Raw genomic sequence first — 23,930 nt, forward strand, 5'->3', positions numbered from 1 at the left:
CCGAAAATGATCCTGTTCCTGCTGGCCTATCTGGGCGGCGTGCTGACCATCGTCAGCCCGTGCATCCTGCCCATCCTGCCGTTCGTGTTCGCGCGAGCCGACAAGCCGTTCGTGCGCAGCGGCCTGCCGATGCTGGCCGGCATGGCCGTGACCTTCGCCCTGGTCGCCACCCTGGCGGCGGTCGGCGGCGGCTGGGCCGTGCACGTCAACCAGTACGGCCGCTGGTTCGCCCTGGCGCTGATGGCCTTCTTCGGCCTGACCCTGCTGGTTCCGAGCCTGGCCGACCGCCTGACCCGGCCGCTGGTCGCGCTGGGCGGTCGCCTGTCGCAACGCGCCGATGAGCAGGAGAGCTTCGCGGCCTCGCTGCTGCTGGGCGTCGCCACCGGTCTGCTGTGGGCCCCGTGCGCGGGCCCAGTGCTGGGCCTGATCCTGACGGGCGCGGCGCTGCAAGGCGCCAACGCCCAGACCACTTTGCTGCTGGTCGCCTTCGCCGCCGGCGCGGCCACCTCGCTGGGCCTGGCCTTGCTGGTCGGCGGCAAGGTGTTCACGGCCATGAAGCGCTCGCTGGGCGCCAGCGAATGGATCCGGCGCGGCGTCGGGGCGGTGATCCTGGTCGCCGTCGCGGCCATCGCGCTGGGCGTCGACACCGGCTTCCTGACCCGCGTCTCGCAGACCAGCACCGCCACCCTGGAGCAGGGCCTGGTCAACAAGCTGCATCCCCAGCAGGAGTCGGTCCTGCTGCCCGCCGCCGGCGACGCCATGAGCGGCAGCCCCGCCATGATGGCCGCCAACCCGGCGATGATGAGCGCCAATCCGGCCATGATGTCGGCCGGCGGCGCTCCGGACGGCGCGATGATGATGCGCGCCAAGCCCGGCGAAGGTCCCGCCCTGCCCGTCGAAGGCGCCGCCCCGCCGCTGGACGGCGCGGTGACTTGGCTGAACTCTCCGCCCCTGACCCTGGCCCAGCTGAAGGGCAAGGTCGTGGTCGTCGACTTCTGGACCTACAGCTGCATCAACTGCCTGCGCTCGATCCCCTACGTCCGCGCCTGGGCGGAGAAGTACAAGGACCAGGGCCTGGTGGTGATCGGCGTCCACGCGCCGGAATTCGCCTTCGAGAAGGACGTCAAGAACGTCCGCAAGGCCGTCGCCGACCTGAAGATCGGCTACCCCGTGGCGGTCGACAACAACTACGCGATCTGGCGCGCGTTCGGGAACCAGTACTGGCCGGCCCACTACTTCATCGACGCCAACGGCCAGGTCCGCCACCACCACTTCGGCGAGGGCGGCTACGACCAGTCCGAACGGGTGATCCAGCAGCTGCTGGCCGAGGCCGGCAAGGCGAAGGTCGCCAGTGGCCTGGTCGCGGTCAACGCCACCGGCGCGCAAGCCGCCTCGGACGGCAAGGACGTCAACTCGCCCGAGACCTATGTCGGCTACGACCGCGCCGAGAACTTCGCCTCGACCGGCGGCGCGGCGCGGGATGCGCGCAAGGTCTACGCCCTGGGCGGACCGCTGAAGCTCAACGCCTGGGGCCTGGCCGGCGACTGGACCATCAGCAAGGAGCAGGCCGGCTCGAACGCAGCGGGCGGCAAGATCGCCTACCGCTTCCACGCCCGAGACCTGCACCTGGTGCTGGGCCCGGCGTCGAATGGCGCGAAGGTCCGCTACCGCGTGACCATCGACGGCAAGGCGCCCGGCCCCGACCACGGCATGGACACCGATGCGGCCGGCAATGGCGTTATCACCGGCCAGCGGCTCTATCAGCTGGTCCGGCAGAAGGGCGCGATCGGCGACCGCACCTTCGAGATCCAGTTCCTGGACGCTGGCGCGCAGGCCTACGCCTTCACGTTCGGCTAAAGCGCCACTGGGTTTCCGACGACCAGACCTGGCCTGGGTCGAGCCGGGTCGTCGGGAAGGCCGGGCGGTTGGGGCTGTCGGGGAAGTGCTGGGTCTCCAGCGCGACCCCGCCCTCGCGCCCGAACCGCTCGCCGGCCTGGCCGGTGAGGTCGGGCAGGTAGCCGGCGCTATAGACCTGCAGGGCGGGCTCGGTGGTCCACACCTCGAGGACCCGGCCGGTGCTCGGCGCGGACAGTCGAGCGGTCAGCCGAGGCCCACCGGTAACACCGCCCGGCAGGACGTAGTTGTGGTTCAGGCCGCGTGAGCCGGCTAGGTCCGGATGGTCGAGGATCTCGTCCAGATGGCGCGGCTCGCGCAAATCCAGCGGACCGCCGGCAACCAGCGCCACCTCGCCGGTCGGGATGCAGGCCGCGTCGGCGGGGGTGAAGGCGCCGGCCAGCACTTCCAGCGCGTGCTCTCGGATCGTCGCCGCGCCGTCGAGGTTGAAGTACGGATGGGCCGTCAGGTTGACGTGGGTCGGCCGGTCCGTCTCGGCCCGATAGCGGGCGATCAGGGTGTCGGCGTCCGGAGCGACGACGAACTCGACGCTGACCCGCAACGTCCCCGGAAAGCCCTGGTCGCCATCGGGACTGATCAAGGAAAGCCGCACGCCGATCTCGCCGTCCAACGGCTCCATGGACCAGATCACCTGGTCGAAACCGCATGGGCCGCCGTGCAGTTGGTTCTCGCCCTCGTTGGCGACGAGCGGATAGTCTTGACCGTCCAGCGTGAACCGCGCCCCGCCGATGCGGTTGGCGTAGCGGCCGACGGTCGATCCGAAATAGGGCCCGGCCGCGCGATAGGCCGGCGCCAGGTAATCGGTGAGATGCGCGAAGCCGAGGGTCACCTCACCCAGCCGGCTGTCACGATCCGGTGCGCGGACACCGGCGATCATCGCGCCGAAGTCGCTGATCCGGGCCTCGAAGCCGCTGGCGTTGCGCAGGGTCGCCAGCCGAACCGGCGAGCCGTCCTCCAGCGTTCCCCAACTGCGGAGTTCGACGCTCACAGCTTGGCCAGGCGTCCGCCGTCGACCTCCAGCGCCGCGCCGCTGACGAAGCGCGCGTCGTCCGAGGCCAGGAACAGCACCGGCCCCGCCACGTCGTCAGGTTGGCCGACATCGCCGGGCTCCAGCACCTCGGCGCCATTGGCGAGGTTGGGGCTGGCCCACAGCATCGGGGTGTCGATCGCGCCGGGCAGGACGGCGTTGACGCGCAGGCCCTTGGCCTTGCCCTCGATCGCGGCGGTGCGGGTCAGGCTGAGCATCGCCGCCTTGGCCGCCGCATAGGGGGCGACGTCGGGGCTGGTCTGACGGGCGTGGATCGAGGCGACATTGACCACCGCCCCACCCGGCCCCATGCGCCGGAACGCCTCGCCCGTGAAGAAGGCCGCGCCCAGCAGGTTGACGTCCAGCAGGCGGCGCCAGTCCGCGCCGGTCAGCTCGGCGATCGGCTTGTAGATCATCATCCCGGCGACGTTGACGACGGCCCGCAGGTCGCCATGGGCGGCCATGGACTGCTCAACGGCGGAGGCCACGGCGGCCTCATCGCCGATGTCGCAGGCCACCGACAGTACGCCGGTCGCGCCCAGGCTCCGCAGCTCGTCGGCGGCCGCGCCGTCATCGGCCTTCAAGTCCACCAGGGTCAGGCGCGCGCCCTCGGCGGCGAAGCGACGGGCGACGGCCAGGCCGATACCGCCCAGCGCCCCGGTGACGATGACGCCGCGATCCTGGAAGCCTTTGGTCATGCCTTGGCCGTCCCGAACTTCAGGAAGCCCGGCGACTGGCGCAGGCGGTCGAACAGCACGGCCGCCAGCAGGATCCCGCCGCGCACCACGAACTGGTAGAAGGTCGGCACGTCGAGCAGGTTCAGGGCGTTCTGGGCCGCGCCCATGATCAGCACGCCGACGATCACGCCGACCACCGTGGCCACGCCGCCCGACAGCGACACGCCGCCCAGCACGCAGGCCGAGATCACGGCCAGCTCCAGGCCCTGGCTGGTGTTGGGCTGGCCGCTGGTGATGCGGGCCGCCAGGACGATGCCGGCCAGACCGGCCGCCAGCCCCTGCAGCACGAAGACGATGACCCGCACGCGGTTGACCGGCACGCCGGCCAGGCGCGCGGCCTCCGGATTGCCGCCGATCGCCAACACGTTGCGGCCGAACACCATGCGGTTTAGCACCACGGCGAAGACGACAAAGCCCAGCACGGCTATCCAGATCGGATAGTTGATCCCCAGAAAGGCGCCCGAGCCCAGCTGGTAGAAACGCTCGACGGGGATCGACACCGCCTCGCCGCCCGAGGCCAGGAACGCCAGGCCGCGCACGATCTCCATGGTCGCCAGGGTGACGATCAGCGAATTGACCTGGAAGCGGGCGACGACGAAGCCGTTGACGAAGCCCACGGCCGCGCCGGCCGCCAGGCCCGCCAGCACACCGGCCGCGACACTGCCCGTGCTGGACATCACCACCGCGCACAGCACCCCGGCCAGGGCCGTGGTCGAGCCGACTGAGAGGTCGACCTCGCGCAAGGCCAGGACCAGCATCATGGTCGGGGCGATGGTCGCCACCAGGGTCACCGACAGGATCAGGCCGCGCATGTTCCGCAGGCCCAGGAAGTCGGGGACGAACACCGACAGCAGCACGAACAGCACCGCCAGCATCAGCAGGGGTCCGGCGGCGCTGAAGCGGCGCAGGAAGGACAGGTTGGAATTTCCCATGGTCATGCTTTCGGACAATCAGTGGGCCGCGCCGGCCGCATCGGGCAGGGCCAGGCGCAGGAGCAATTCGGAGGTGGCCTCGGACCGGTCGACGACCCCGGCGATCGCGCCTTCGCGCATCACCACGATGCGATCGGCCACGCCCATCACCTCGGGCATGTCGCTGGAGACGAACAGCACGGTCTTGCCGGCCTCGGCCAGGCGATAGATGTGGCCGTAGATCTCGCTGCGGGCTCCGACGTCGATGCCGCGCGTGGGCTCGTCCATCAGCAGGATCTCAGAGTCGGCCGCCAGCCAGCGGGCGATGACGGCCTTCTGCTGGTTGCCACCCGACAGCGTGCCGATGGCCGTCTCGGCCGAGGCGGTCTTGACCCGCATCAGGGCGATCAGGTCCTGGGCCGTCTTGGCCTCGGCCCCGCCGCTCAGGAAGGCGGCCTCGCCAGAACCCAGGTTGCGGGTCGCCACGGCGATGTTCTCGCGCACGGCCGCCAGCGGGAAGATGCCCTCGCCCTTGCGGTCTTCGGGACATAGGGCCAGGCCGGCGGCGATAGCGTCGCGCGGCCCCTTGAAGGCCACCGACCGGCCGCGCAGGCGGAGGCCACCGGCGGTCGGGGTCTCGGCGCCGTAGAGCAGCTTGAACAGCTCCGTCCGTCCCGCCCCGACCAGGCCGAAGAAGCCCAGGATCTCGCCGCGCCGAGCGGCGAACGCCACCGGCTGGCGCAGGCCGGGGCCCAGCAGGGCCTCGGCGGCGATCGTCTCCTCGCCCAGCGGACGGGCGCGGTAGTCGTAGATGTCGGTGATGGTGCGGCCGGCCATGGCGGCGATCAGCTTGGTCTGATCGACGTCCTTGATGTTCAGATAGTCGGCGACGTGCCGGCCGTCGCGCAGGACGGTGACGCTGTCGCTCAGCGCGAACACCTCCTCCATGCGGTGGCTGACATAGAGGATGGCGCGGCCCTGCGCCTTCAGATCACGGATGATCCGCATCAGGGTCTCGGTCTCGCGGGCGCTGAGCGAGCTGGTCGGCTCGTCGAAGGCGATGACGCGCGCGTCGCGCAGCAGGGCCTTGCCGATCTCGATCATCTGCCGCTTGCCGATCGACAGGGACCGCACCGGCGCGTCGGGGTCGATGTCCTCGCCCAGGCGCTGGAGGATCTCGGCGGCCTTGGCGCGCAGGGCCTTACGATCGACGAAGCCGCCGCGGCCGGGGAAGGCGCCCAGCATCAAGTTCTCGGCGACGCTGAGGTCGGGGGCCAGATGCAGTTCCTGATGGATGATCGCCACGCCGGCGGCGGCGCTGTCGCGCGGTCCGGCGAAGGCGCGGGCCTGGCCGTCGACCTTCACGGTCCCGCTGTCGGGATGGTACTCGCCGGCCAGGATCTTCAGCAGGGTCGACTTGCCGGCCCCGTTCTCGCCCATCAGGGCGCGGATCTCACCAGCGGCGACCGAGAAGCTGACATCAGCCAGCGCGACGACGCCCGGGAAGGTCTTGCCGACGCCTTCGTAGGACAGGAGCGCCATCACGCCGCCTCCGCCGCCAGCAGCTGGCGGAAATTGGTCCGGGTCATCATGATCCCGGTGGTCAGGGTGATCGCCGGCGGCTTCACGCCCTTGGTCACCCAGTCGAACATCGCCGAGGCGGTGTCGTAGCCGTGGCGACGGGGGCTGAGCAGTACCGAGCCGTAGAAGCCGGTCGGCTTGGCCTTGCGGAACTCGGCGTCGGCCGTGCCCGAGCCGCCGATGCCGACGCCGATCACGGAGTCGGCGCCCAGGTTCAGGCCCTCGGCCGCGCGGACGCCGCCCAGCACGGTCTCGTCGTTCAGGCCGACGATGATCCAGTGGCGCAGCTCCGGCTTGCGGATCAGCACCGGCGAGGCGGCGGTGAAGCCCCCTTCGGTGTCGGTGGTGCGCTGCGGGGCGTCGACGATGTTGGCGGCCGGCAGGCCGGCGGCGATCAGGGCCTCGCGCGCCCCGAAGGTGCGCTCGCGGGCGGTCTCCAGGCTGTCATAGGCCAGACGCAGGACGCCCGTCTGCGCGATCGGCCAGCCGCGACGCCGGGCCTCGCCCAGGGCCTCTTCGCCAGCCATGCGGCCGATGGCGCGGGCCGAGATGCCGACATGCGGCACCGAGGCGATGGGCTGGCCGCGCGGGCCGATCAGGCGGTCGTCGACCGACATGACCTTCAGGTCGTTGACCTTGGCCCGCTCGACGATGGCCGTCCCCAGGCGGGGGTCGGGCGTGCAGATCACGAAGCCCTTGGCGTCCTTGGCCGCCAGGTTGTCGATCGCCGTCAGCACCCGGTCGCCGTCGGTGGCGCCGATGCGGATCAGGTTGAAGCCGCGATCATGGGCGGCCTGGCCGGCGAACTTCCATTCGTTCTGGAACCACTGTTCCTCGGGCTGCTTGACGATGAAGCCGATGCGGACCTTGCCGTCGCTCTGGCGGCAGCCGCTGAGCGCGGGCAGCGCCAGGGCCGCCGCGCCGAGGATCAGGCCGCGCCGCGCGATCACCATTCGCGCACGCTGCCGTCTTCGCCGCGCCAGATCGGGTTGCGCCAGGTCGGCGCGTCCTTGGCGGCCTCGCGGACCATGTCCTCGTCGATCTCGACGCCCAGACCCGGCCCTTGCAGCGCCGCGACCATGCCATCCTTCACGTCGAACACCTCCGGATTGCGCATATAGCTCAGGAGGTCATGGCCCACGTTGTAGTGGATGCCCAGGGACATTTCCTGGATCACGAAGTTGGGCGTGGTCAGGGCCAGCTGCATGCAGGCGCCGAGCGCCAGCGGGCCCAGCGGACAGTGCGGGGCCACGGCCACGTCATAGGCCTCGGCCATGGCGGCGATACGCCGGCACTCCGACAGACCGCCGGCGTGGCTGAGGTCGGGCTGGATCACGTCCACCGCGCCGGCCTCGAAGAACGGCTTGAAGTCCCAGCGGCTGTACAGGCGCTCGCCCAGGGCGATCGGCACGCTGGTCAGGCGCGACAGCTGCAGGATGGCCTCGGGGTTTTCCGACAGCAGCGGCTCTTCCAGGAACAGCGGCTCGAAGGCCTGCAGCGCGTGGGCCAGCTGCTTGGCCATCGGCTTGTGCAGGCGGCCGTGGAAGTCGAGGGCGACGTCCAGGCCCAGGGCGCGGACCGCCGCGATGCGCTCCAGCGCCTCGTCGAACTTGCGGGTGCTGTCCAGCCAGCCGATCTCGCCGGTGGCGTTCATCTTCACGGCCTTGAAGCCCTGGGCGATGCGGGCCCTGGCGGCCGAGACCACCTCGTCGGGACGATCGCCGCCGATCCAGGCGTAGACCGGGATGCGGTCGCGGACTAGGCCGCCCAGCAGACGCCAGACCGGCACGCCCAGACGGCGGCCCTTGAGGTCCCACAGAGCTTGATCAAGACCCGACAGGGCCGACATCAGCACCGGGCCGCCACGGTAGAAACCACCGCGATAGGCGACCTGCCAGACGTCTTCGATATTGTCGGCGTCGGCGCCGACGAAGCGTTCACGCAGGGAGACGAAGGCGCCCGCGACGGCCTCGGAGTGGCCCTCCAGGCTGGCCTCGCCCCAGCCGACCGCGCCGTCCTGGGTCTCGACCCGGACGAACAGCCAGCGCGGGGGGACCATGAAGGTCTCGATGCGAGCAATGCGGTTGGCGGGCGCACCGGCGCCGACGAAACCTCCGAAACGATCATCCATCGTGACGTTCCGCCATGGCAAAGGCGCAGCGCGGGGAAGACCGCATAGACATAGCTCCCGAATGGTCCTTGCCCGGTGTGTCTCCGGGCGTTGCTCCATCGTTATGACGGGCCGGAGGATGGCGTCAAACGTTTTATCATATTAATCTTGGAATATGGACAGCGAGGGCCCGGCGACCTAATGTCCGCGCCGTAACTGGAAGCCTTTGATGCCCCCCTACACCATTGTCGAACGCCCCGACCGCGACCTGCTGGGCGAAGGCCCGCTGTGGTCGGCGCGCGAAAACGCGCTGTACTGGGTCGACATCAAGGCCCCGCGCATCAACCGCCTGGACCTGGCCAGCGGCGCGGTGCGGACCTGGTCGATGCCCGAAGCGATCGGCTGGCTGATCGAGCGGCGCGACACGCCGGGCGGCTTCGTGGCCGGGCTCAAGAGCGGCTTCGCGGCGCTGACCCTGGATCCGCTGATGATCGACCGCTTCGGCGATCCCGAGGCGCACCTGCCCGACACCCGGATGAACGACGCCAAGGCCGACCGACACGGCCGCGTCTGGGCCGGCTCGATGGACGAGCGCGGCGAGGCCCAGCCGATCGGCGCACTGCGGCGGCTGGATCCGGACTTCGCCTGGCGCGAAGTCGACACCGGCTACCACATCGCCAACGGCCCGACCTTCAGCCCGGACCAAAGCGTGCTCTATCACGCCGACAGCGCCCAGCGGGTCGTCTACGCCTATGATGTCGAGGACGGCGGGATGCTGGCCAACAAGCGCGTATTTGTGCGGTTCGAAGGCGAGATGGGCTATCCCGACGGCATGACCACCGACGCCGAGGGCGGGGTCTGGATCGCCGCCTGGGCCGGGGGCCGGGTCAACCGCTTCACGCCGGAGGGGCGGCTGGACCGCTTCATCGCCCTGCCCGCCTCCCAGATCACCAGTTGCGCCTTCGTAGGGTCGGACCTGGACCGCCTGTTCGTGACCTCGGCCGCCATGGGCCGGGACGATGAGCCCCACGCCGGGGCGCTGTTCGAAGTTGACGCCGGGGTGCGCGGCCTGCCGCCCGGCCAGTTTGGAGGCTAAGCGTATGACCGCCTGGACCGACGTCCTCGAGACCCTGCCCCTGGTGGCGATCCTGCGCGGCCTGACGCCCGACGAGTCGGTCGAGGTCGGCGAGGCCCTGGTCGCCGCCGGCTTCCGTTGCCTGGAAGTGCCGCTGAACTCGCCCCAGCCGCTGGACAGCATCCGCCGGCTGCGGGACGCCCTGGGCGATCGGGCGATCGTCGGGGCCGGCACCGTGCTGACGCCCCAGGCCGTGCGCGACGTCGCCGACGCCGGCGGCCAGATCATCATCTCGCCCAACACCGATGTGGCGGTGATCGGCGAGGCCAAGGCCGCGGGCCTGATCTCGTTCCCGGCCTTCTACACGCCCAGCGAGGCCTTCACGGCCATCGCCGCCGGGGCCGACGCCCTGAAGCTGTTCCCGGCCGAGACCGCCGGTCCGGCCATGCTGAAGGCGATGAAGGCGGTGCTGCCGAAGACCACGCCGGTCTTCCCGGTAGGCGGGGTCGAGCCTGGCAATGTGACGACCTGGCGCGCGGCCGGGGCCAACGGCTTTGGCCTGGGCTCGGGGCTCTACAAGCCCGGTCGCTCGGCCGCCGAGGTCGGTGAGATCGCCAAAGCCTATGTCGCCGCCTGGAAGGCCAGCGCCTGATGGCCGAGCTGATCGCGTTCGGGGACTGGGGGACGAGCCGCCTGCGCTTGGGCCTCTACGACGGCGACACCCAGGTCGAGGCCGTCGAAGGCCCCGGCATCGGCGCGCTCAGCGTCTCGCCGGCCGACACCTTGCTGGCCGCCGTGGCCAGCTGGCGCGAGCGCTTTGGCCTGTCGCGGGTGGTGCTGGCCGGCATGGCCGGTTCGCGCACCGGCGTGGTCGAGGCTCCCTATGCCGAGTGCCCCGCCAGGGTCGATGACTGGTCCCGCCAGGCCGCCAGCGTCACGCTGGATGGCCTCATCGTCGAGGTCGCGCCAGGCGTGGCCGGGACCGCCCCCAGCGGCGCGCCCGACGTCATGCGCGGCGAGGAGACCCAGGTGTTCGGGGCCCTGGCCCTGCATCCCGAGCTGGCCGAGGGCGAGCAGGTGTTCGTCCTGCCCGGCACCCATGGCAAGTGGTGTCAGGTGCGCGACGGCCGTATCCTGCGCTTCCAGACCTTCCTGACCGGCGAGCTCTTCGCCCTGCTCTCGACCCGCTCCAGCCTGCTGCTGGGCGCGGACACGGCCGAGAACGCCGAGCACGAGGCCGCCGGGTTCGCGCATGGCCTGGAGCGCGCGCGCGGCGGCCATCTGCTCAGCGCCCTGTTCGAGGCCCGCAGCGCCCAGCTGCGCGAGGGCCGGACCGGCGCCTGGGCGCGTGGCTTCCTGTCGGGCCTGACGATCGGGACCGAGGCCGCCGAGGGCGCCGCGGCCTTCAAGGCCCAGCGTGTGATCCTGGTCGGGGCCAGCGCCCTGACCGACCGCTACGCCGCCGTGCTGGCCGCCCAGTCGGTTGAGACTATCGCCCTCGGCGGCGAAGTCTGCGTGCTGGCCGGCCTCAAACGCTTCGCCCTGACCCAACGTCAGGCGTGAGCCAATCCAAGTAATCTGTTGCGAGGCCCAGGCAAATTTGACAGCACTGACCTCATGAAAGCCTCTGACGCCATGGACCGCAGCGCGCTCGGGCGCAACCTGACTTTTGGGCTTCTGGACGTGATCGGGCGGGCCATCGTCACGGGCGCCTATGACGGCCGATCCTTTCCGATCGAGGCCGAGCTGTCCAAGGAACACTCCGTCAGCCGCTCGGTGACGCGCGAGGCGGTCAAGATGCTGGCCGCCAAGGGCCTGCTGACCGCGCGGCCGCGCCAGGGCACGATCATCACCCCGCCGGCGGCCTGGAACTGGTTCGACACCGACGTGCTGCGCTGGCTGCTGGAACGCAAGTTCTCGCTGAGCCTGCTGCGCCAGTTCACCGAGCTGCGCCTGAGCATCGAGCCCGGCGCCGCCGCCCTGGCCGCCGAGGCCGCCCGCCCCGAGGGCATCGCTCTGATCCAGGCCGGCTATGACCGGATGGAGGCGGCCGACCACGGCGACGATGATCCGCTGTCGTCGGACATCGCCTTCCACGTCTCGATCCTGGAGGCGTCGGGCAATCCGTTCTACGCCCAGTTCCGCGACGTGGTGGCCACGGCCCTGCGCACCTCGATCCAGTTCACCAACCGCTATCGCGGTCGCAGCGCCAGCTTGCCGGGCCACAAGGCGGTGCTGGACGCCATCATCGCCCGCGATCCCGAAACGGCCAGCGCCGCCATGCGCGTGCTGATCGCCGACGTCATGGCCCTGATCAAGGAAGCCAGCGAGAGCCAGCCCGAGGACTAAGGTCCTCTCCCGACGCTTTGAAATCCCAGCCCGCCGGCCTCGTGTCGGCGGGCTTTTTCGTGCGCTGAGCTCCAGGCAAAAAAGGACCGGACGCCGAAGGGGGAGGTCGGCGCCCGGTCGCAGGAGGGAGGATAGAGGGGTCGTCGGTTAGAAGGTGGCGCGCACCCCGACGGAGACGCGGCGGCCCGTGTCGTCCATCTGGATCAGGCGCTCCTCGTAGATCGAGTAGCTGCGGTTGTGCTTGTTGGTCAGGTTGATGACCTCGGTGAACACCGCGAAGTTCTTGTTGATCTTGTAGCTGCCGCTGAGGTCGTACTGGCCGTAGGCGTCGACGTTCTCGGGCTGGCCGTTCGCGCCGAAGGTGCGGCGCAGGAACTTGTCACGCCAGTTGTAGGCGCCGCGCATCTGGATCGGGCCCTTCTCGTAGAACAGCACCAGGTTGGCCGAGTCCGACAGGCCCTCGACGTTGAACGTCTGGGTGCTGAGGGTCGGGTCGAAGCTGATGTTGCTCTTGACCTTGGTATAGTTGGCCGACGCGCCCAGGCCGTCGAACGGCGCGGGCAGGAAGTCGAACGTGTACTGCACCGCCGCTTCGAAGCCATAGATCTTGGCGTCCTGGGCGTTGGTCGGACGGGTGTCGAGGAACTGGTAGCCGAAGAACGTGACCGGCGTCGTCACCTGCGAGACGAAGTTGGACACCTTCTTGTAGAAGCCGGCGACGCTGATGTAGCTGGCGTCGCTGATGAACCAGTCGAGGCCGGCGTCACCGTTCCACGACAGGTACGGCTTCAGGTCCGGGTTGCCGCCGCTGACCGTGTTCGACTGCGGCGGACGGAAGTCATACGACCGCGACAGCGACAGGTTGGACAGGGTCGGACGCGTCAGGGTGCGCGAACCGGCGACGCGGAAGACCACGTCGTCGCTGATGTTGTAGCGGAACGAGGCCGACGGCAGGATGTAGCCGTACTTGTTGTCGGCCGTGACCGGCACCGGCGGGCTGTAGGCCGCGTCGGCGGAGGTCGGGTCGCTGGGGCGCGGCGTGATCGAGATCAGCTGACGCGAATTGCCCTCGGCGTGCAGGTCCGTGGTGATGTAGCGGACGCCCGCGACGCCCGACCAGGCATGGCCGTTGAGGTCGCCGCCGAAGTCGGCCTGGGCGTAGACCGCGAAGCTCTTCTCCTCGACCGAGCCGGAGCCCTGCGGGTTGAAGACCGGGTTGTTGCTGTTGCCGTTGCCGGCGAACACGGCGCGGAACGCGGCCGCGGCGGCCGGGTCGTTGCGCTGGTTGATCGCCGCGTCGCTGCCCCAGTACTGGACCAGCTTCTTCACGTCGTAGTCCAGCCAGCTCATGCTGGGCCCGCCCAGGATGCTGCCGGCGTTGAACACGGAGGTCAGCGAGGCCGGGACCGAGGCCAGGTAGCCGCAGTAGAAGCAGCCCAGCGGATCGGGCGTGGTCAGCGAGACGATGTTCTTCTTCCGGAACGTCGCCAGGCCGCCCAGCTTGATGTCCTTCAGCACGCCGTCGAAGTCGTGCTTGAAGTCGACATTGGCCTGCGAGACCGCGTCCTTCACGCTGCCGCCGCGCTCGGCGCAGCAGTGCAGGCGCAGGCGCGAGGCGTCCGTGGTCGACAGCACATTGGCCATCGACGGCAGGCCGCCCGGGTTCAGGCTGAAGGTCGGGGTCAGGCCGGTGTTACGCGAGCCCAGCACGTAGAACACCGACTTGTTGCCGTCGGTGGCCTGCGAGTGCGAGATGTCGACGTCCAGGGTCGAGCGGTCCGACGGCGTGTAGTGGGCGTTGATCGCCAGCTGGTAGGTCTTGGCGTCGCGCGGGCTGTCGAAGACGATCTGGTCGGTGGCCAGGTTGCCCGCGGCGCTGCGGGTGAACTTGGTGACCGTCTTGTTGCTGTTGACCTCGGCGGCGATCGTGTCGCCCGGGTCGGTGTAGTAGCCGACCTGGTTCGAGCGCGATTTCACCCGGAACTGGGTGTAGAGGCCGTCGAAGCCCAGTTTCAGCTTGTCGTTGACCCACCAGTCGAAGGCCATCGTGCCGCCCATGCGCTCGCGATGGTTCTGCTCGACGGTCGTGTTGAACGTGCGGGGCATGGCCACATTGGCCATGTCGATGATGCCGTCCTTGTTGAAGTCGAGGTTCTGGCCGGCGATCCAGCCGCCGGTGTTGACGTTGGTCAGGCGCGACTCGCGCTTGTCGTACACCAGGCTGATCAGGCCGCCGAAGGTGCGGTCCTCGTTGGTGTCGCTGAGCACCATCGAGACGACGGGCGTGGCCTTGTCGGTGGTGCTGTCGATCTTGGCGGCCGTGCTGCCGGCGAAGTGGAAGCCGGGACGGTCCAGCGGACGGGCGGTGCGGATGATGACGGTCGAGCCGATGCCGCCTTCCTGCTGCACGGCGTCGGAGGACTTGTAGACCTCGGCGCCGCTGATCAGTTCGGACGCCAGGATGTCGAAGCTGAACTCGCGGCCGCCGTTCTCGGTGGCCAGCAGGCGGTTGTTCAGCAGCACGGTGTTGAACTCGGGGCCGAAGCCCCGGACCGTGATGAACTTGCCTTCGCCGCCGCTGCGGTCGATCGAGACACCGGTGATGCGCTGCAGCGATTCGGCGACGTTCTGGTCAGGGAATTTGCCGATGTCCTCGGCGGCGATGGAGTCGACGACGCCGACCTGGGCGCGCTTCAGGTCCAGCGCCTTGGAGAGGCTGGCCCGGGTGCCGGTGACGACGACTTCTTCAACCGTCGAGCTGTCATTGGCCTGCGCGGCGGGCGCGGTCTGGGCCAGGACGGGCGATGCGAGGAATAGGGTGAAAGCGCTGGCGCTGCACAGCAGCAGGCCGCCTGAACGGCGATAGGCTTGTGTCATTTCTCTCCCCAGAGACTGCGGGTTTTTATCGTGGCGCACATGTTTGTCGTGGTGCGTTGAAGCGTCTATCTCATAAATCAGATAAATCTGAAATAGGGAAAATTGACGGCGCGATCACGGCGTTCCGCCAACGCTCCGATTGACGGCGGAGCTAAAAGCGGATTTATCAGACAAATAAAGAAAACGAGGAAACCGCAGGATGTCTACCCTGAAGCTGGACAGAAGACTGATGTGCCTTGGCCTGCTGGCCGGGGCCGCGGGATGGTCGTCTTCGGCCGCCGCGACGGCGCGCTATGACGACAAGACCAAGGTCTTCCGCCTGGACGGCGGCGACGTCACCTATGCCTTCGGCGTCAACGCCCAGGGCCAGGTGCAGTCGCTGTATTGGGGCGGCCGCCTGGCCGATGGCGACCAGCCGGGCCTGCCGGTCAGCCTGCGCGACCACTCCTCGGTCGATCTCTCCACTTCGGTCACGCCGCAGGAATTCCCGGCGCAAGGCGGCGGCATGTTCGTCGAGCCGGCGATCAAGGTCACCTGGCCCGACGGCGTCCGAGACGTGGTGCTGAAGTACGTCTCGCACCGCGTCACCGACCAGGGCCTGACCGTTCGCCTGAAGGACATCGAGCGCGAGCTCTATGTCGAGCTGCGCTACGTGATGGATCCCGAGACCGGCATCCTGGGCCGCTCGGCCGTGGTCGAGAACCGCGCCAAGACCCCGGTGCGCATCGAGCAGCTGGCCGCCGCCGCCCTGACCCTTCCGGTCGAGACCGACTACCGCCTGCACTACCTGACCGGCCGCTGGGCCGCCGAATGGACCGTGCAGACCCGCCCCGTCAGCCCCGGCTCGACCGTCATCGAGAGCCGCCGCGGCGACACCGGCCACCAGAACAATCCCTGGATCGCCATCGACCGCGACGGCCACTCCGACGAGGAGACCGGCCCCGTGTGGTTCGGCGCCCTGGCCTGGAGCGGCTCGTGGCGGATCACGGTCGATCAGGACACCCTGGGCAAGGCCCGCATCGTCGGCGGCTTCAATCCGTTCGATTTCGGCTACCGCCTGCAGCCCGGCCAGACCCTGGAGTCGCCGGTGTTCTACGCCGGCTATAGCGGTCACGGCATGGGCGGCGCCTCGCGCCTGATGCACCGCTTCCAGCGCGAGAAGATCCTGCCCGGCGGCGACAAGGCCCCGCTACGGCCGGTGCTCTACAACAGCTGGGAAGCCACCGAGTTCAAGGTCGACGCGCCCGGCCAGATCGCCCTGGCCGAGAAGGCCGCCACGATCGGCGTCGAGCGCTTCGTCATGGACGACGGCTGGTTCGGCGCCCGCAACAACGACAAGGCGGGCCTGGGCGACTGGACCGTCAACCGCACCAAGTTCCCCGACGGCCTCAAGCCGCTGATCGACAAGGTCAAGAGCCTGGGCATGGAGTTTGGCCTGTGGGTCGAGCCCGAGATGGTCAATCCCGACAGCGACCTCTACCGCGCCCATCCCGACTGGGCGATCAACTTCCCCACCCGCCCGCGCACGCTGGGCCGCAACCAGATGATGCTGAACCTGGCCCGCAAGGACGTCCGCGATCACCTGATCAAGGTGCTGGACGACCTCGTCAGCCAGAACGACATCGCCTTCCTGAAGTGGGACCACAATCGCAACTGGTCCGAGCCGGGCTGGTCGGAGCAACCGATCGAGGACCAGCAGAAGATCTATGTGGAGTTCGTCCGCAATCTCTACTGGATCATAGCCGAGCTGCGCCGCCGTCACCCGAAGCTGGAGATCGAGACCTGCGCCGGCGGCGGAGGCCGCGTCGACCTGGGCATCCTGGCCCTGACCGACCAGGCCTGGCCGTCCGACAACACCGACCCCTATGACCGCCTGACCATCCAGGACGGCTACACCCACGCCTATGCCCCGGCCACCATGATGTGCTGGGTCACGGACTCGCCCAACTGGGTCAACAAGCGCACCACGTCGCTGGAGTACCGCTTCCTGTCGTCGATGCAGGGGGGCCTGGGCATCGGCGCCAACCTCAACCACTGGAAGGACGAGGACTTCGCCACCGCCAAGAAGCTGGTCGCCGAGTACAAGACCATCCGCAAGACCGTGCAGCGCGGCGACCTCTACCGGCTGATCTCGCCGCGTGACGGTTCGGAACGCTCGGCCACCCTGTCGGTGTCGCCGGATCGCAAGCAGGCGGTGCTGTTCGCCTTCGTCCACTCGACGACCAAGATGGATCCCCTGCCCCGCATCCAGCTGCGCGGTCTGGACCCGAAGGCGACCTATGCCTTGCGGGCCATGTCGGGCGCGGCTGATCCGACGACCCCGGCCAAGGCCAGCGGCGCCTACTGGATGGAGTACGGCGTCGATGTCGCCCTGCGCGGCGACTTCCAGGCCGCCGGCTTCGTGCTGGAAGCCTGATCATGAGCAGCGCTTCGAAACGCCTGATGCTGGGCTCGGCCCTGGCGCTCGTCACACTGACCGGCGGCTTGCCGGCCTTTGGGGCCGACGTCCCCAAGCCGATCCAGCCGCAGGTCTCGGCCGATCGTCCCGACTGGGAGAACCCGGCGGTGTTCGCGCGGAACAAGCTTCCCGCCCGCGCCACCGGCTTCCCGTTCGAGACTCGCGACCTGGCCCTGGCCGGCGACATGGCGGCTTCGAAGCGCTTCCGCTCCCTGGACGGCGACTGGAAGTTCGCCTTCTCGCCGGGCGTCGATCAGCGGCCCAAGGACTTCTGGCGCGACGACTTCGACGTCTCGGCCTGGAAGACCATCAAGGTCCCGGCCGACTGGCAGACGCAAGGCTATGACCAGCCGCGCTACAACAACATCACCTACCCGTTCACGGCCAACCGGCCGCTGATCCCGCACGCGACCAACCCGGTCGGCTCCTACCGCCGCGACTTCGATCTGCCGACGGACTGGAAGGGCCAGGAGATCGTGCTGCACATCGGCGCGGCCAACTCGGCCTATTACGTCTGGGTCAACGGCAAGCAGGTCGGCTATTCGGAAGACTCCAAGCTCCCCTCGGAATTCGACGTCAGCCCCTATCTGCGCCCCGGCAAGAACAACGTCTCGATCGAGCTCTACCGCTGGTCGGACGGCAGCTATATCGAGGACCAGGACTTCTGGCGGGTCAGCGGCATCGAGCGCAGCGTCTGGCTGATGGCCGCGCCGGCCACTCGCGCCCGTGACGTCTATGTCCATGCCGGCCTCGACAAGACCTATCGCGACGGCCGCCTGTCGGTCGATGTCGAGGTCGCCAAGCCGCGTCCAGGAACCAAGGTCCGCACCACCCTGCTGGACGGCGACCGCACGGTCCTGACCCGCGAGACCGCCGCACCCGCCACCGGCAAGCTGACGGTCGCCGCCGAGGTCCCGGGCGTGAAGACCTGGAGCGCCGAGACCCCCAACCTCTACACCCTGGTGACAGAGGTCATCGGCGCCGACGGCGCGGTGATCGAGGCCTCGTCGCGCCGCATCGGTTTCCGCACGGTCGAGATCAAGGCCGGCCAGGTAATGGTCAACGGCCGCCCGATCGTCATCCGCGGCGTCAATCGCCACGAGCACGACCCCGACACCTTCCACGTCATGTCCGAGGCCGCCATGCGCCGCGACATGGCGCTGATGAAGCAGAACAACATCAACGCCGTCCGCACCTCGCACTATCCCAATGACGAGCGCTGGTACGCCCTGGCCGACGAGTACGGCCTCTACGTCATGGACGAGGCCAATATCGAGAGCCACGGCTACCTCTCCAAGGGCGAGGACGATCCGAGCCAGCGCGAGACCTACGAGCTGGGCTTCGACCCGGCCTGGGAGGCCGCCCATGTCAGCCGCGTGGCCAACATGGTCGAGCGCGACAAGAACCACCCGTCGATCATCTTCTGGTCGCTGGGCAACGAGACCGGCGTCGGGCCCAATTTCGAGAAGGCCGCCGCCCACATCCGCCAGCGCGATCCCTCGCGCCTGATCAGCTTCCTGGGCTGGAGCACGCTGGACGACCATCGCCCCAACGCCTTCGTCGATGTCTACGCGCCGATGTACGACAGCTTGGCCCAGATGATCGACTACGCCACGGACCCGCGCTTCACCCAGCCGATGATCCAGTGCGAGTACGCCCACATGCAGGGCAACGCCGGCGGCGTGCTGAAGGACTACTGGGACGTCATCTACGCCCACCCCGAGAAGCTGCAGGGCGGCTTCGTCTGGGACTGGGTCGACCAGGGCATGAACGGCACGGACGAGCACGGCCGTCACTACTGGAAGACCGGCGGCGACTACGGCCCCAATCCCGGCGGCGACATCGAGTTCGGCGATGGCCTGAACCTGCCCGACCGCACGCCCAACCCGCAACTGCACGAGCTGAAGAAGGTCTACGCCCCGATCGCCTTCCAGGCGGTCGATGCGGCAGCGGGCCGCTTCTCGGTGCTGAACCGCCAGGACTTCCGCGACCTCTCGGGTTTCGATCTGGAGTGGGAACTCCTGGAAGACGGCGTCCCGGTCGCCCACGGCGCCCTGCCGAACGCGGCCACGGCCGCCCGCGCCAGCCAGGCGCTGTCGGTAGCCCTACCCACGAGCGCCCCTGGCGTCGAGCGGATCGTCACCCTGCGGGCCCGCGCCAAGGCCGGGACCATCCCGCTGGTCGAGGCAGGCTCCGTCGTGGCCTGGGACCAGTTCGTCCTGCCCGCCGCCTCGGCCAAGCCGGTCGCCGCGCCCCAAGGTTCGGTGGCCCTCGCCGACGACGGCAAGACCATCAAGCTGTCGGCCAAGGACGCCGAACTGGTCATCGACCGCAAGACCGGCCTCGTCGATCACTACGCGGTCGGCGGCAAGACCATCCTGTCGGGCGGCGCGCCGAACTTCTTCCGCGCCCTGACCGACAACGACCTGGGAGCCAAGGTCGACAAGACCCACGCCGTCTGGAAGGGCTTCTCCGAGACCCGCGACGTGCGCGCGATCACCATCGACAAGGCCGCCCGGTCGGTGTCGATCGACTACGTCTACGGCGGCGGCGCGGTGCGCTTCCTGACCACCTACGCCCTCAAGGCCGATGGCTCGGTCAAGGTCAGCGGCCAGTTCACGCCCGCCCGCCCCGACCTGCCCGACCCGCTGCGCGTGGGCCTGGCCTTCGCCATGCCGACGGCGATGACCGATGTCGCCTGGTACGGCCGCGGCCCGCACGAGACCTACGCGGACCGCAAATGGAGCGGCGCCTTCGGCCTGTGGCACGGCCCGATCGCCGACCAGAACCACGGCTACATGCGGCCCCAGGAGACCGGCAACAAGGTGGACGTCCGCTGGATGGACATCGGCGCCCCACAAGGCGACGGCGTCCGCCTGACCGGCGACGCGCCCCTGTCGATGAACGTGCTGGCCCTCCCGTACGACGACCTGCAACGCCGTACGCCCGGGACCTGGCGCTCGTCGGACATCCGTCCGCACGATCAGGTCAGCCTGCTGGTGGACACCGCCCAGGTCGGGGTCGGCGGCGACGACACCTGGACCCTCGCGGCCCGGGCTCACGTCAAGTACCGCATCCCCCTGGCCCCGCTGAGCTTCGGCTTCACCTTGTCGCCGTCGTCGCTGGACCGGACCAGGATCGGGGCCAGCGGCGGGGCGGATCAGTCGAGGTAGAACTGCCGCCTGAAGGCGAACATGTCGTCCAGCAGGCAGTACTCCGGCGCGCCCAGTTCGATGACCGGACAGGCCTTGGCCAGACGTGCGCGCCAGCCGGCCAGGCTGGCGCGGAACACCCGGTCCTCGTCCGGCGTCAACCAGCGCCAGAGATAGGCCAGGGTGACGTGGAAACGGTACGCATCCGGCTCCTGGATCGCGATGCCCAGCACTCTCGACAGCCGCGCCCGCAGGCGACGCAGCTTGGCGTCCTCGGCCGCGTCCACGGGCGCCAGCCGGATGGTCAGCGGCCGCTCGCTGGCCGCCGGCTCGGCCACATCGATCCGTATACGGATCGGTAATGCGCAGTCCAGGTCGAAGACCTTCAGCCGCTCGCCCAGGATCCGGTCGCACTCGGCGATCGGCAGGTCCAGCGGCAGGCCGGCCGGCCACAGCCCCGACTGCCGATAGGGATCGTTGGCCCCGCCGAAGATCGTCATGTGGTAGCTGGACGGCGGCAGCGGCGTGATCTTGCCGCTGAATGCCTGGCGAGGCAGCTCGCGATAGATGTCGAGCAAGGCGTCGAAGAACGCCGAGCCCGGCCCCTGCTGCGGCAAGTGGCAGATGATCGTATTGCCGACGAAGGGCATGACCCGCCCCTGGGCGTCGAACTTCTTGCCGACATCGGGTGGAGACGCGGGACGGCTATCCGCCAGGGCCTGACCAGCGAGACCCAGCAGAGGCCCCGCCGCCAGCAGCGCGCGTCTGGAAAGCGCGTCCATCAGAACCTCGCCGACACGCCGACCATCACCGCCCGGGGCTGCTTCATCCGCGCCACCGGGATCTCCTTGTCGAGGCCGAGGTTGGTGTCGACGCCCTGCCCGGTCAGGTTCGAGCCGTCGATGCGCACGGTGTAGGTCTTGTCGATGTCGTAGGACAGCGAGGCGTCGATCTTGTCCGACGGCAGCACCCAGCGGATCTTGTAGAAGTTGGCCGGGCTGGACGTGCCGCCGCCGATATAGCGCTCCTCGGTCATCAGGTCGGTGTGGTTCCAGGCCACGCGGGCCCGCAGCTTGTCGCCCTCGTAGAAGACCGACAGGTTGGTCACGAACTTGGGCTGGCCCGGCAGGGCGTCCAGCGTCCTGGGCGTGCCGTCGGCCAGCTTGATCGGGAAGTCGGTCTTCGAGGCGATGGCGTTGAAGTTGACGCCGAAATTGCTCCAGGCCCCCGGCAGGAAGCCGAAATACTTGATGAAGTTGACCTCGACGCCCTCGGTCGTGGCCGCCTCCGTGGCGTTGACCGCCGTGGTCAGCAGGCCAGGGACCACCGTCCCGCCGCCGATGTCGATATCGGCCGTGCGGCCCAGCGAATAGATCTCGTTCTGGATGCGCTTGTGGAACAGGGCCAGCGAGGCCAGGCCCTTGCCCTCGTCCAGGTACCATTCCAGCGACACGTCGAGATTGTCGGAGACCCGCGGCTTCAGGTCCGGATTGCCTGTCGTCAGCTTGGGAAACGACTGGTCCGCCAGGTTCAGCGAGCCACCCAGCAGCGCCATGTCCGTCAGCTTGGGACGCCCCACCGTACGGCTGTAGGCGACCCGGACGCGCTTGTCGGGCGACAGGTCGTAGGTTGCCTGGGCCGACGGCATCCAGTGCGAATAGTCGCTGGCGGCCTCGACCGGATCGTAGGTGGTCTTGCCAGCCTTGGTCGTGGCGCGGAAGCCGGTGGTGTCGACCTTGGTCGATTCCAGGCGCAGGCCGCCCTGGACCGTCCAGTTCTCGGCCTTCCAGCGCGCCATGCCGTAGGCGGCGTAGACGTCCTCACGGATCCAGAAGGTCCTGAAGGCGCTGGCGGTGTCGGTGGTCTTGGTCGCCGTCGGCAGATAGCGGTTCAACGTCTCGATCAGCTTGCCCTGGTCGATGACCAGGAACTGGCCCGGCTGGCAATTGATCGGGCACAGCTGGCTGGCCGAGATGACGTCGGCCAGGGTGTAGGGCATGCCCAGCTGGTAGGTCTTGCCGTAGTTCTCGCCGTGGTCACGCCGGATGCCGCCGCCGCCGAACTCGACGCCCAGGCCGGTGTCGTGGGCGTCCATGTTGTAGGCGGCCTTCAGCCGGGCCTCGTAGTTGCGGCCGTCAGTCTTGAAGCGCTCGTCATAGTGCTGGGGATTGGACGCGCTGGGCCCGCCCGTATAGGCGGCCAGATTGCCAGCGGCGGCCGGGTTGACCGGGGTGAAGCCGACCTCGTCGTCGCTGATGTCATAGCGGAACGACAGGCCGTTCTGGGTGAAGCCGTCGCCGATCTGCGGATTGTTGTAGGTGGCCCGCGAAGCCGCCGCCTTCAGGCCCAGCCGCCAGTCGCCGGCCGTGTAGTCCACCGCGCTCTGCAGGCCGTAGACCTTGCGGTCGAACAACAGCTTGAACGACTTGACGTTCTGCGAGGTGTCGGCCGGGTTGCCGGGACGCGGCGAGAACACGCCGGACGTGGCGGTCTGGTCGCTTACGAGGGCGCTGGCCCCGATGCTGGCGATGGTGTCGTTGCGCAGCGACTTCTCGTTCTGGCCGAAATAGTAGCCCGTCGTCCGCATACTGAGATTGTCGCTGGCCCGCCAGTCCAGCACGGTCATCACCGAGCGCCGCTCGCGGGTGTTGTCATAGGCGTACCAGCGCCGCTCGGTCGGCGTCGGGCCCATGCCGACATAGGGCTGGCCGGTGTTCTTGCCGGTCGCGTCATACCAGTACGAGCCGCCGCCCCGCTCCAGCTGCGGGATCCACATCTCGCGCCGCCAGTACGAGGCGCTGACCATCACCCCGAACTGGTCGTCGGCGCCGTAGCGGCGGGTGACGAACACCTCGGCCTGCGAGACGGGCCGCTCGCCGCCCTTGGCCTTGTCCTGGACCTGGTAGCCCAGCTTGGCCGACAGCCGGGTCTGGTCCTTGCGGAAGTCGAACGCGCCCGGGATCTTGAAGTTGATCGAACCGCCGATCGAGTGGCCGTCCATGTCCGCCGTGCTGGTCTTGTAGACCTCCATGCGCGAGGCGACGTTGGACGGCAGGGTCTCCAGATAGAACTGGCGACCACCGCCATTGGTCTGGTTCTGGCTGTCGGGCGAGGCCAGCTGCAGGCCGTCCAGGGTGGTGGTGATGTAGTGGGCGTTGAAGCCGCGGATGCTCGCGAAGCGCGGCTCGCCCTGGTAGTCGTAGACGCTGACTCCCGCGATGCGCTTCAGGGCGTCGCCGACGCTGAAGTCGGCCATCTGGCCGATGTCGTCAGCCGAGATGGCGTCCATCACCTGCACGGTGTCGCGCTTAGCGGCGATGGCGTTGCGGTCGGCGGCCCGCTGGCCCACGACCACCACCTGATCGACCACCGAGGCCTGCTGGGCGACCTCGCCCGTCGAGGCGGACGTCGCCACACGGCGCAGGATGATCACCCCGCCGCTGTCTGAGACGATCTCCAGGCCCGTGCCGTCGATCAGCTTGCGCAGGGCCGCGCGGGCGTCCATCGGACCTTTGAGGGCCTGGGTGCGGACGCCTTCCAGGCCGTCGGCCGGGGCCACGACCTGCAGGCCCGCTTGCCGCGCGAAGGCCGAGATCGCCGAGGCCGCGCCCTGGGCCGGCACGTCGAAGGTGCGCTGCTGGGCCGCCGCCGGCATGGCGCAGGCCAGGAGGGCCAGGGCGGCCGCGCCGCCGGCCAGGATGTTCTTCCGCAACATGGTTCGCCCCGAAGTTCGCCGGTC

The 23,930-nt window shown here is 68.9% G+C and carries 16 protein-coding genes; 7 read left to right on the forward strand and 9 right to left on the reverse strand.

Annotation, left to right across the window (positions count from 1 at the left end; genetic code table 11):
- Window positions 1–6 precede the first annotated feature (6 nt).
- Complete coding sequence (locus AC07YH_RS00630; RefSeq protein ID WP_494745078.1) at window positions 7–1,857, forward strand: cytochrome c biogenesis protein DipZ; 1,851 nt, start codon at window positions 7–9, stop codon at window positions 1,855–1,857.
- On the opposite strand, the gene AC07YH_RS00635 is transcribed toward AC07YH_RS00630, so the two are convergent.
- Genes AC07YH_RS00635 through dgoD form a run of 6 tightly spaced genes read right to left on the reverse strand, consistent with a single transcriptional unit; the run spans window position 1,844 to window position 8,301 of the window.
- Window positions 1,844–2,902 carry an aldose epimerase family protein gene (locus tag AC07YH_RS00635; RefSeq protein ID WP_494745079.1) on the reverse strand — a complete coding sequence of 353 codons (1,059 nt, stop codon included), beginning with the start codon at window positions 2,900–2,902 and terminating at the stop codon, window positions 1,844–1,846. The genes AC07YH_RS00630 and AC07YH_RS00635 overlap by 14 nt on opposite strands.
- Window positions 2,899–3,639, reverse strand: coding sequence for an SDR family NAD(P)-dependent oxidoreductase (locus tag AC07YH_RS00640; protein ID WP_494745080.1), 741 nt, complete (start codon window positions 3,637–3,639; stop codon window positions 2,899–2,901). Before AC07YH_RS00640 ends, AC07YH_RS00635 begins: the two co-directional genes overlap by 4 nt.
- Window positions 3,636–4,610 (reverse strand): L-arabinose ABC transporter permease AraH, encoded by a 975-nt coding sequence (gene araH / locus AC07YH_RS00645; protein ID WP_494745081.1) that lies wholly within the window; start codon window positions 4,608–4,610, stop codon window positions 3,636–3,638. Before araH ends, AC07YH_RS00640 begins: the two co-directional genes overlap by 4 nt.
- An 18-nt stretch (window positions 4,611–4,628) precedes the next feature.
- The gene (gene araG, locus AC07YH_RS00650; protein ID WP_494745082.1) at window positions 4,629–6,131 is read right to left on the reverse strand and encodes an L-arabinose ABC transporter ATP-binding protein AraG; all 1,503 of its coding nucleotides are present in this window, start codon (window positions 6,129–6,131) and stop codon (window positions 4,629–4,631) included.
- A complete protein-coding gene (locus tag AC07YH_RS00655; RefSeq protein WP_494745083.1) occupies window positions 6,131–7,123 on the reverse strand; it encodes a substrate-binding domain-containing protein in 993 nt (330 codons plus the stop codon). The genes araG and AC07YH_RS00655 overlap by 1 nt, the downstream gene beginning before the upstream one ends.
- Window positions 7,117–8,301 (reverse strand): galactonate dehydratase, encoded by a 1,185-nt coding sequence (gene dgoD / locus AC07YH_RS00660; RefSeq protein ID WP_494745084.1) that lies wholly within the window; start codon window positions 8,299–8,301, stop codon window positions 7,117–7,119. Before dgoD ends, AC07YH_RS00655 begins: the two co-directional genes overlap by 7 nt.
- 208 nt (window positions 8,302–8,509) lie before the next feature.
- On the opposite strand from dgoD, the gene AC07YH_RS00665 reads away from it, so the two are divergent.
- From AC07YH_RS00665 to AC07YH_RS00680, 4 genes are read left to right on the forward strand one after another with little or no spacing between them, the layout of a single operon-like run.
- Window positions 8,510–9,376, forward strand: a complete 867-nt coding sequence (locus AC07YH_RS00665) for an SMP-30/gluconolactonase/LRE family protein (RefSeq protein WP_494745085.1) — start codon at window positions 8,510–8,512, stop codon at window positions 9,374–9,376.
- A 4-nt stretch (window positions 9,377–9,380) separates the two neighbouring features.
- Window positions 9,381–10,007 (forward strand): 2-dehydro-3-deoxy-6-phosphogalactonate aldolase, encoded by a 627-nt coding sequence (locus tag AC07YH_RS00670; protein WP_494745086.1) that lies wholly within the window; start codon window positions 9,381–9,383, stop codon window positions 10,005–10,007.
- Window positions 10,007–10,918, forward strand: coding sequence for a 2-dehydro-3-deoxygalactonokinase (locus tag AC07YH_RS00675; protein WP_494745087.1), 912 nt, complete (start codon window positions 10,007–10,009; stop codon window positions 10,916–10,918). The genes AC07YH_RS00670 and AC07YH_RS00675 overlap by 1 nt, the downstream gene beginning before the upstream one ends.
- 54 nt (window positions 10,919–10,972) lie before the next feature.
- Window positions 10,973–11,704 (forward strand): FadR/GntR family transcriptional regulator, encoded by a 732-nt coding sequence (locus AC07YH_RS00680; RefSeq protein ID WP_494745088.1) that lies wholly within the window; start codon window positions 10,973–10,975, stop codon window positions 11,702–11,704.
- 147 nt (window positions 11,705–11,851) lie between these two features.
- On the opposite strand, the gene AC07YH_RS00685 is transcribed toward AC07YH_RS00680, so the two are convergent.
- On the reverse strand, window positions 11,852–14,581 hold the full coding sequence (locus AC07YH_RS00685) for a TonB-dependent receptor (protein WP_494745089.1): 2,730 nt from the start codon (window positions 14,579–14,581) through the stop codon (window positions 11,852–11,854).
- Between the two features lie 199 nt (window positions 14,582–14,780).
- On the opposite strand from AC07YH_RS00685, the gene AC07YH_RS00690 reads away from it, so the two are divergent.
- Complete coding sequence (locus tag AC07YH_RS00690; RefSeq protein ID WP_494745090.1) at window positions 14,781–16,997, forward strand: alpha-galactosidase; 2,217 nt, start codon at window positions 14,781–14,783, stop codon at window positions 16,995–16,997.
- A gap of 2 nt (window positions 16,998–16,999) precedes the next feature.
- Window positions 17,000–20,212, forward strand: a complete 3,213-nt coding sequence (locus AC07YH_RS00695; protein WP_494745091.1) for a glycoside hydrolase family 2 TIM barrel-domain containing protein — start codon at window positions 17,000–17,002, stop codon at window positions 20,210–20,212.
- Here AC07YH_RS00695 and AC07YH_RS00700 read toward each other — a convergent pair.
- On the reverse strand, window positions 20,200–20,973 hold the full coding sequence (locus AC07YH_RS00700; RefSeq protein WP_494745092.1) for a DUF1868 domain-containing protein: 774 nt from the start codon (window positions 20,971–20,973) through the stop codon (window positions 20,200–20,202). The two genes, AC07YH_RS00695 and AC07YH_RS00700, sit on opposite strands and share 13 nt — an antisense overlap.
- Window positions 20,973–23,903: a TonB-dependent receptor gene (locus AC07YH_RS00705; protein WP_494745332.1), complete on the reverse strand. Its 2,931-nt coding sequence runs from the start codon at window positions 23,901–23,903 to the stop codon at window positions 20,973–20,975. Before AC07YH_RS00705 ends, AC07YH_RS00700 begins: the two co-directional genes overlap by 1 nt.
- Between the last annotated feature and the right edge of the window lie 27 nt (window positions 23,904–23,930).

Source organism: Caulobacter sp. GW456-12-1-14-TSB4, from assembly GCF_059424195.1.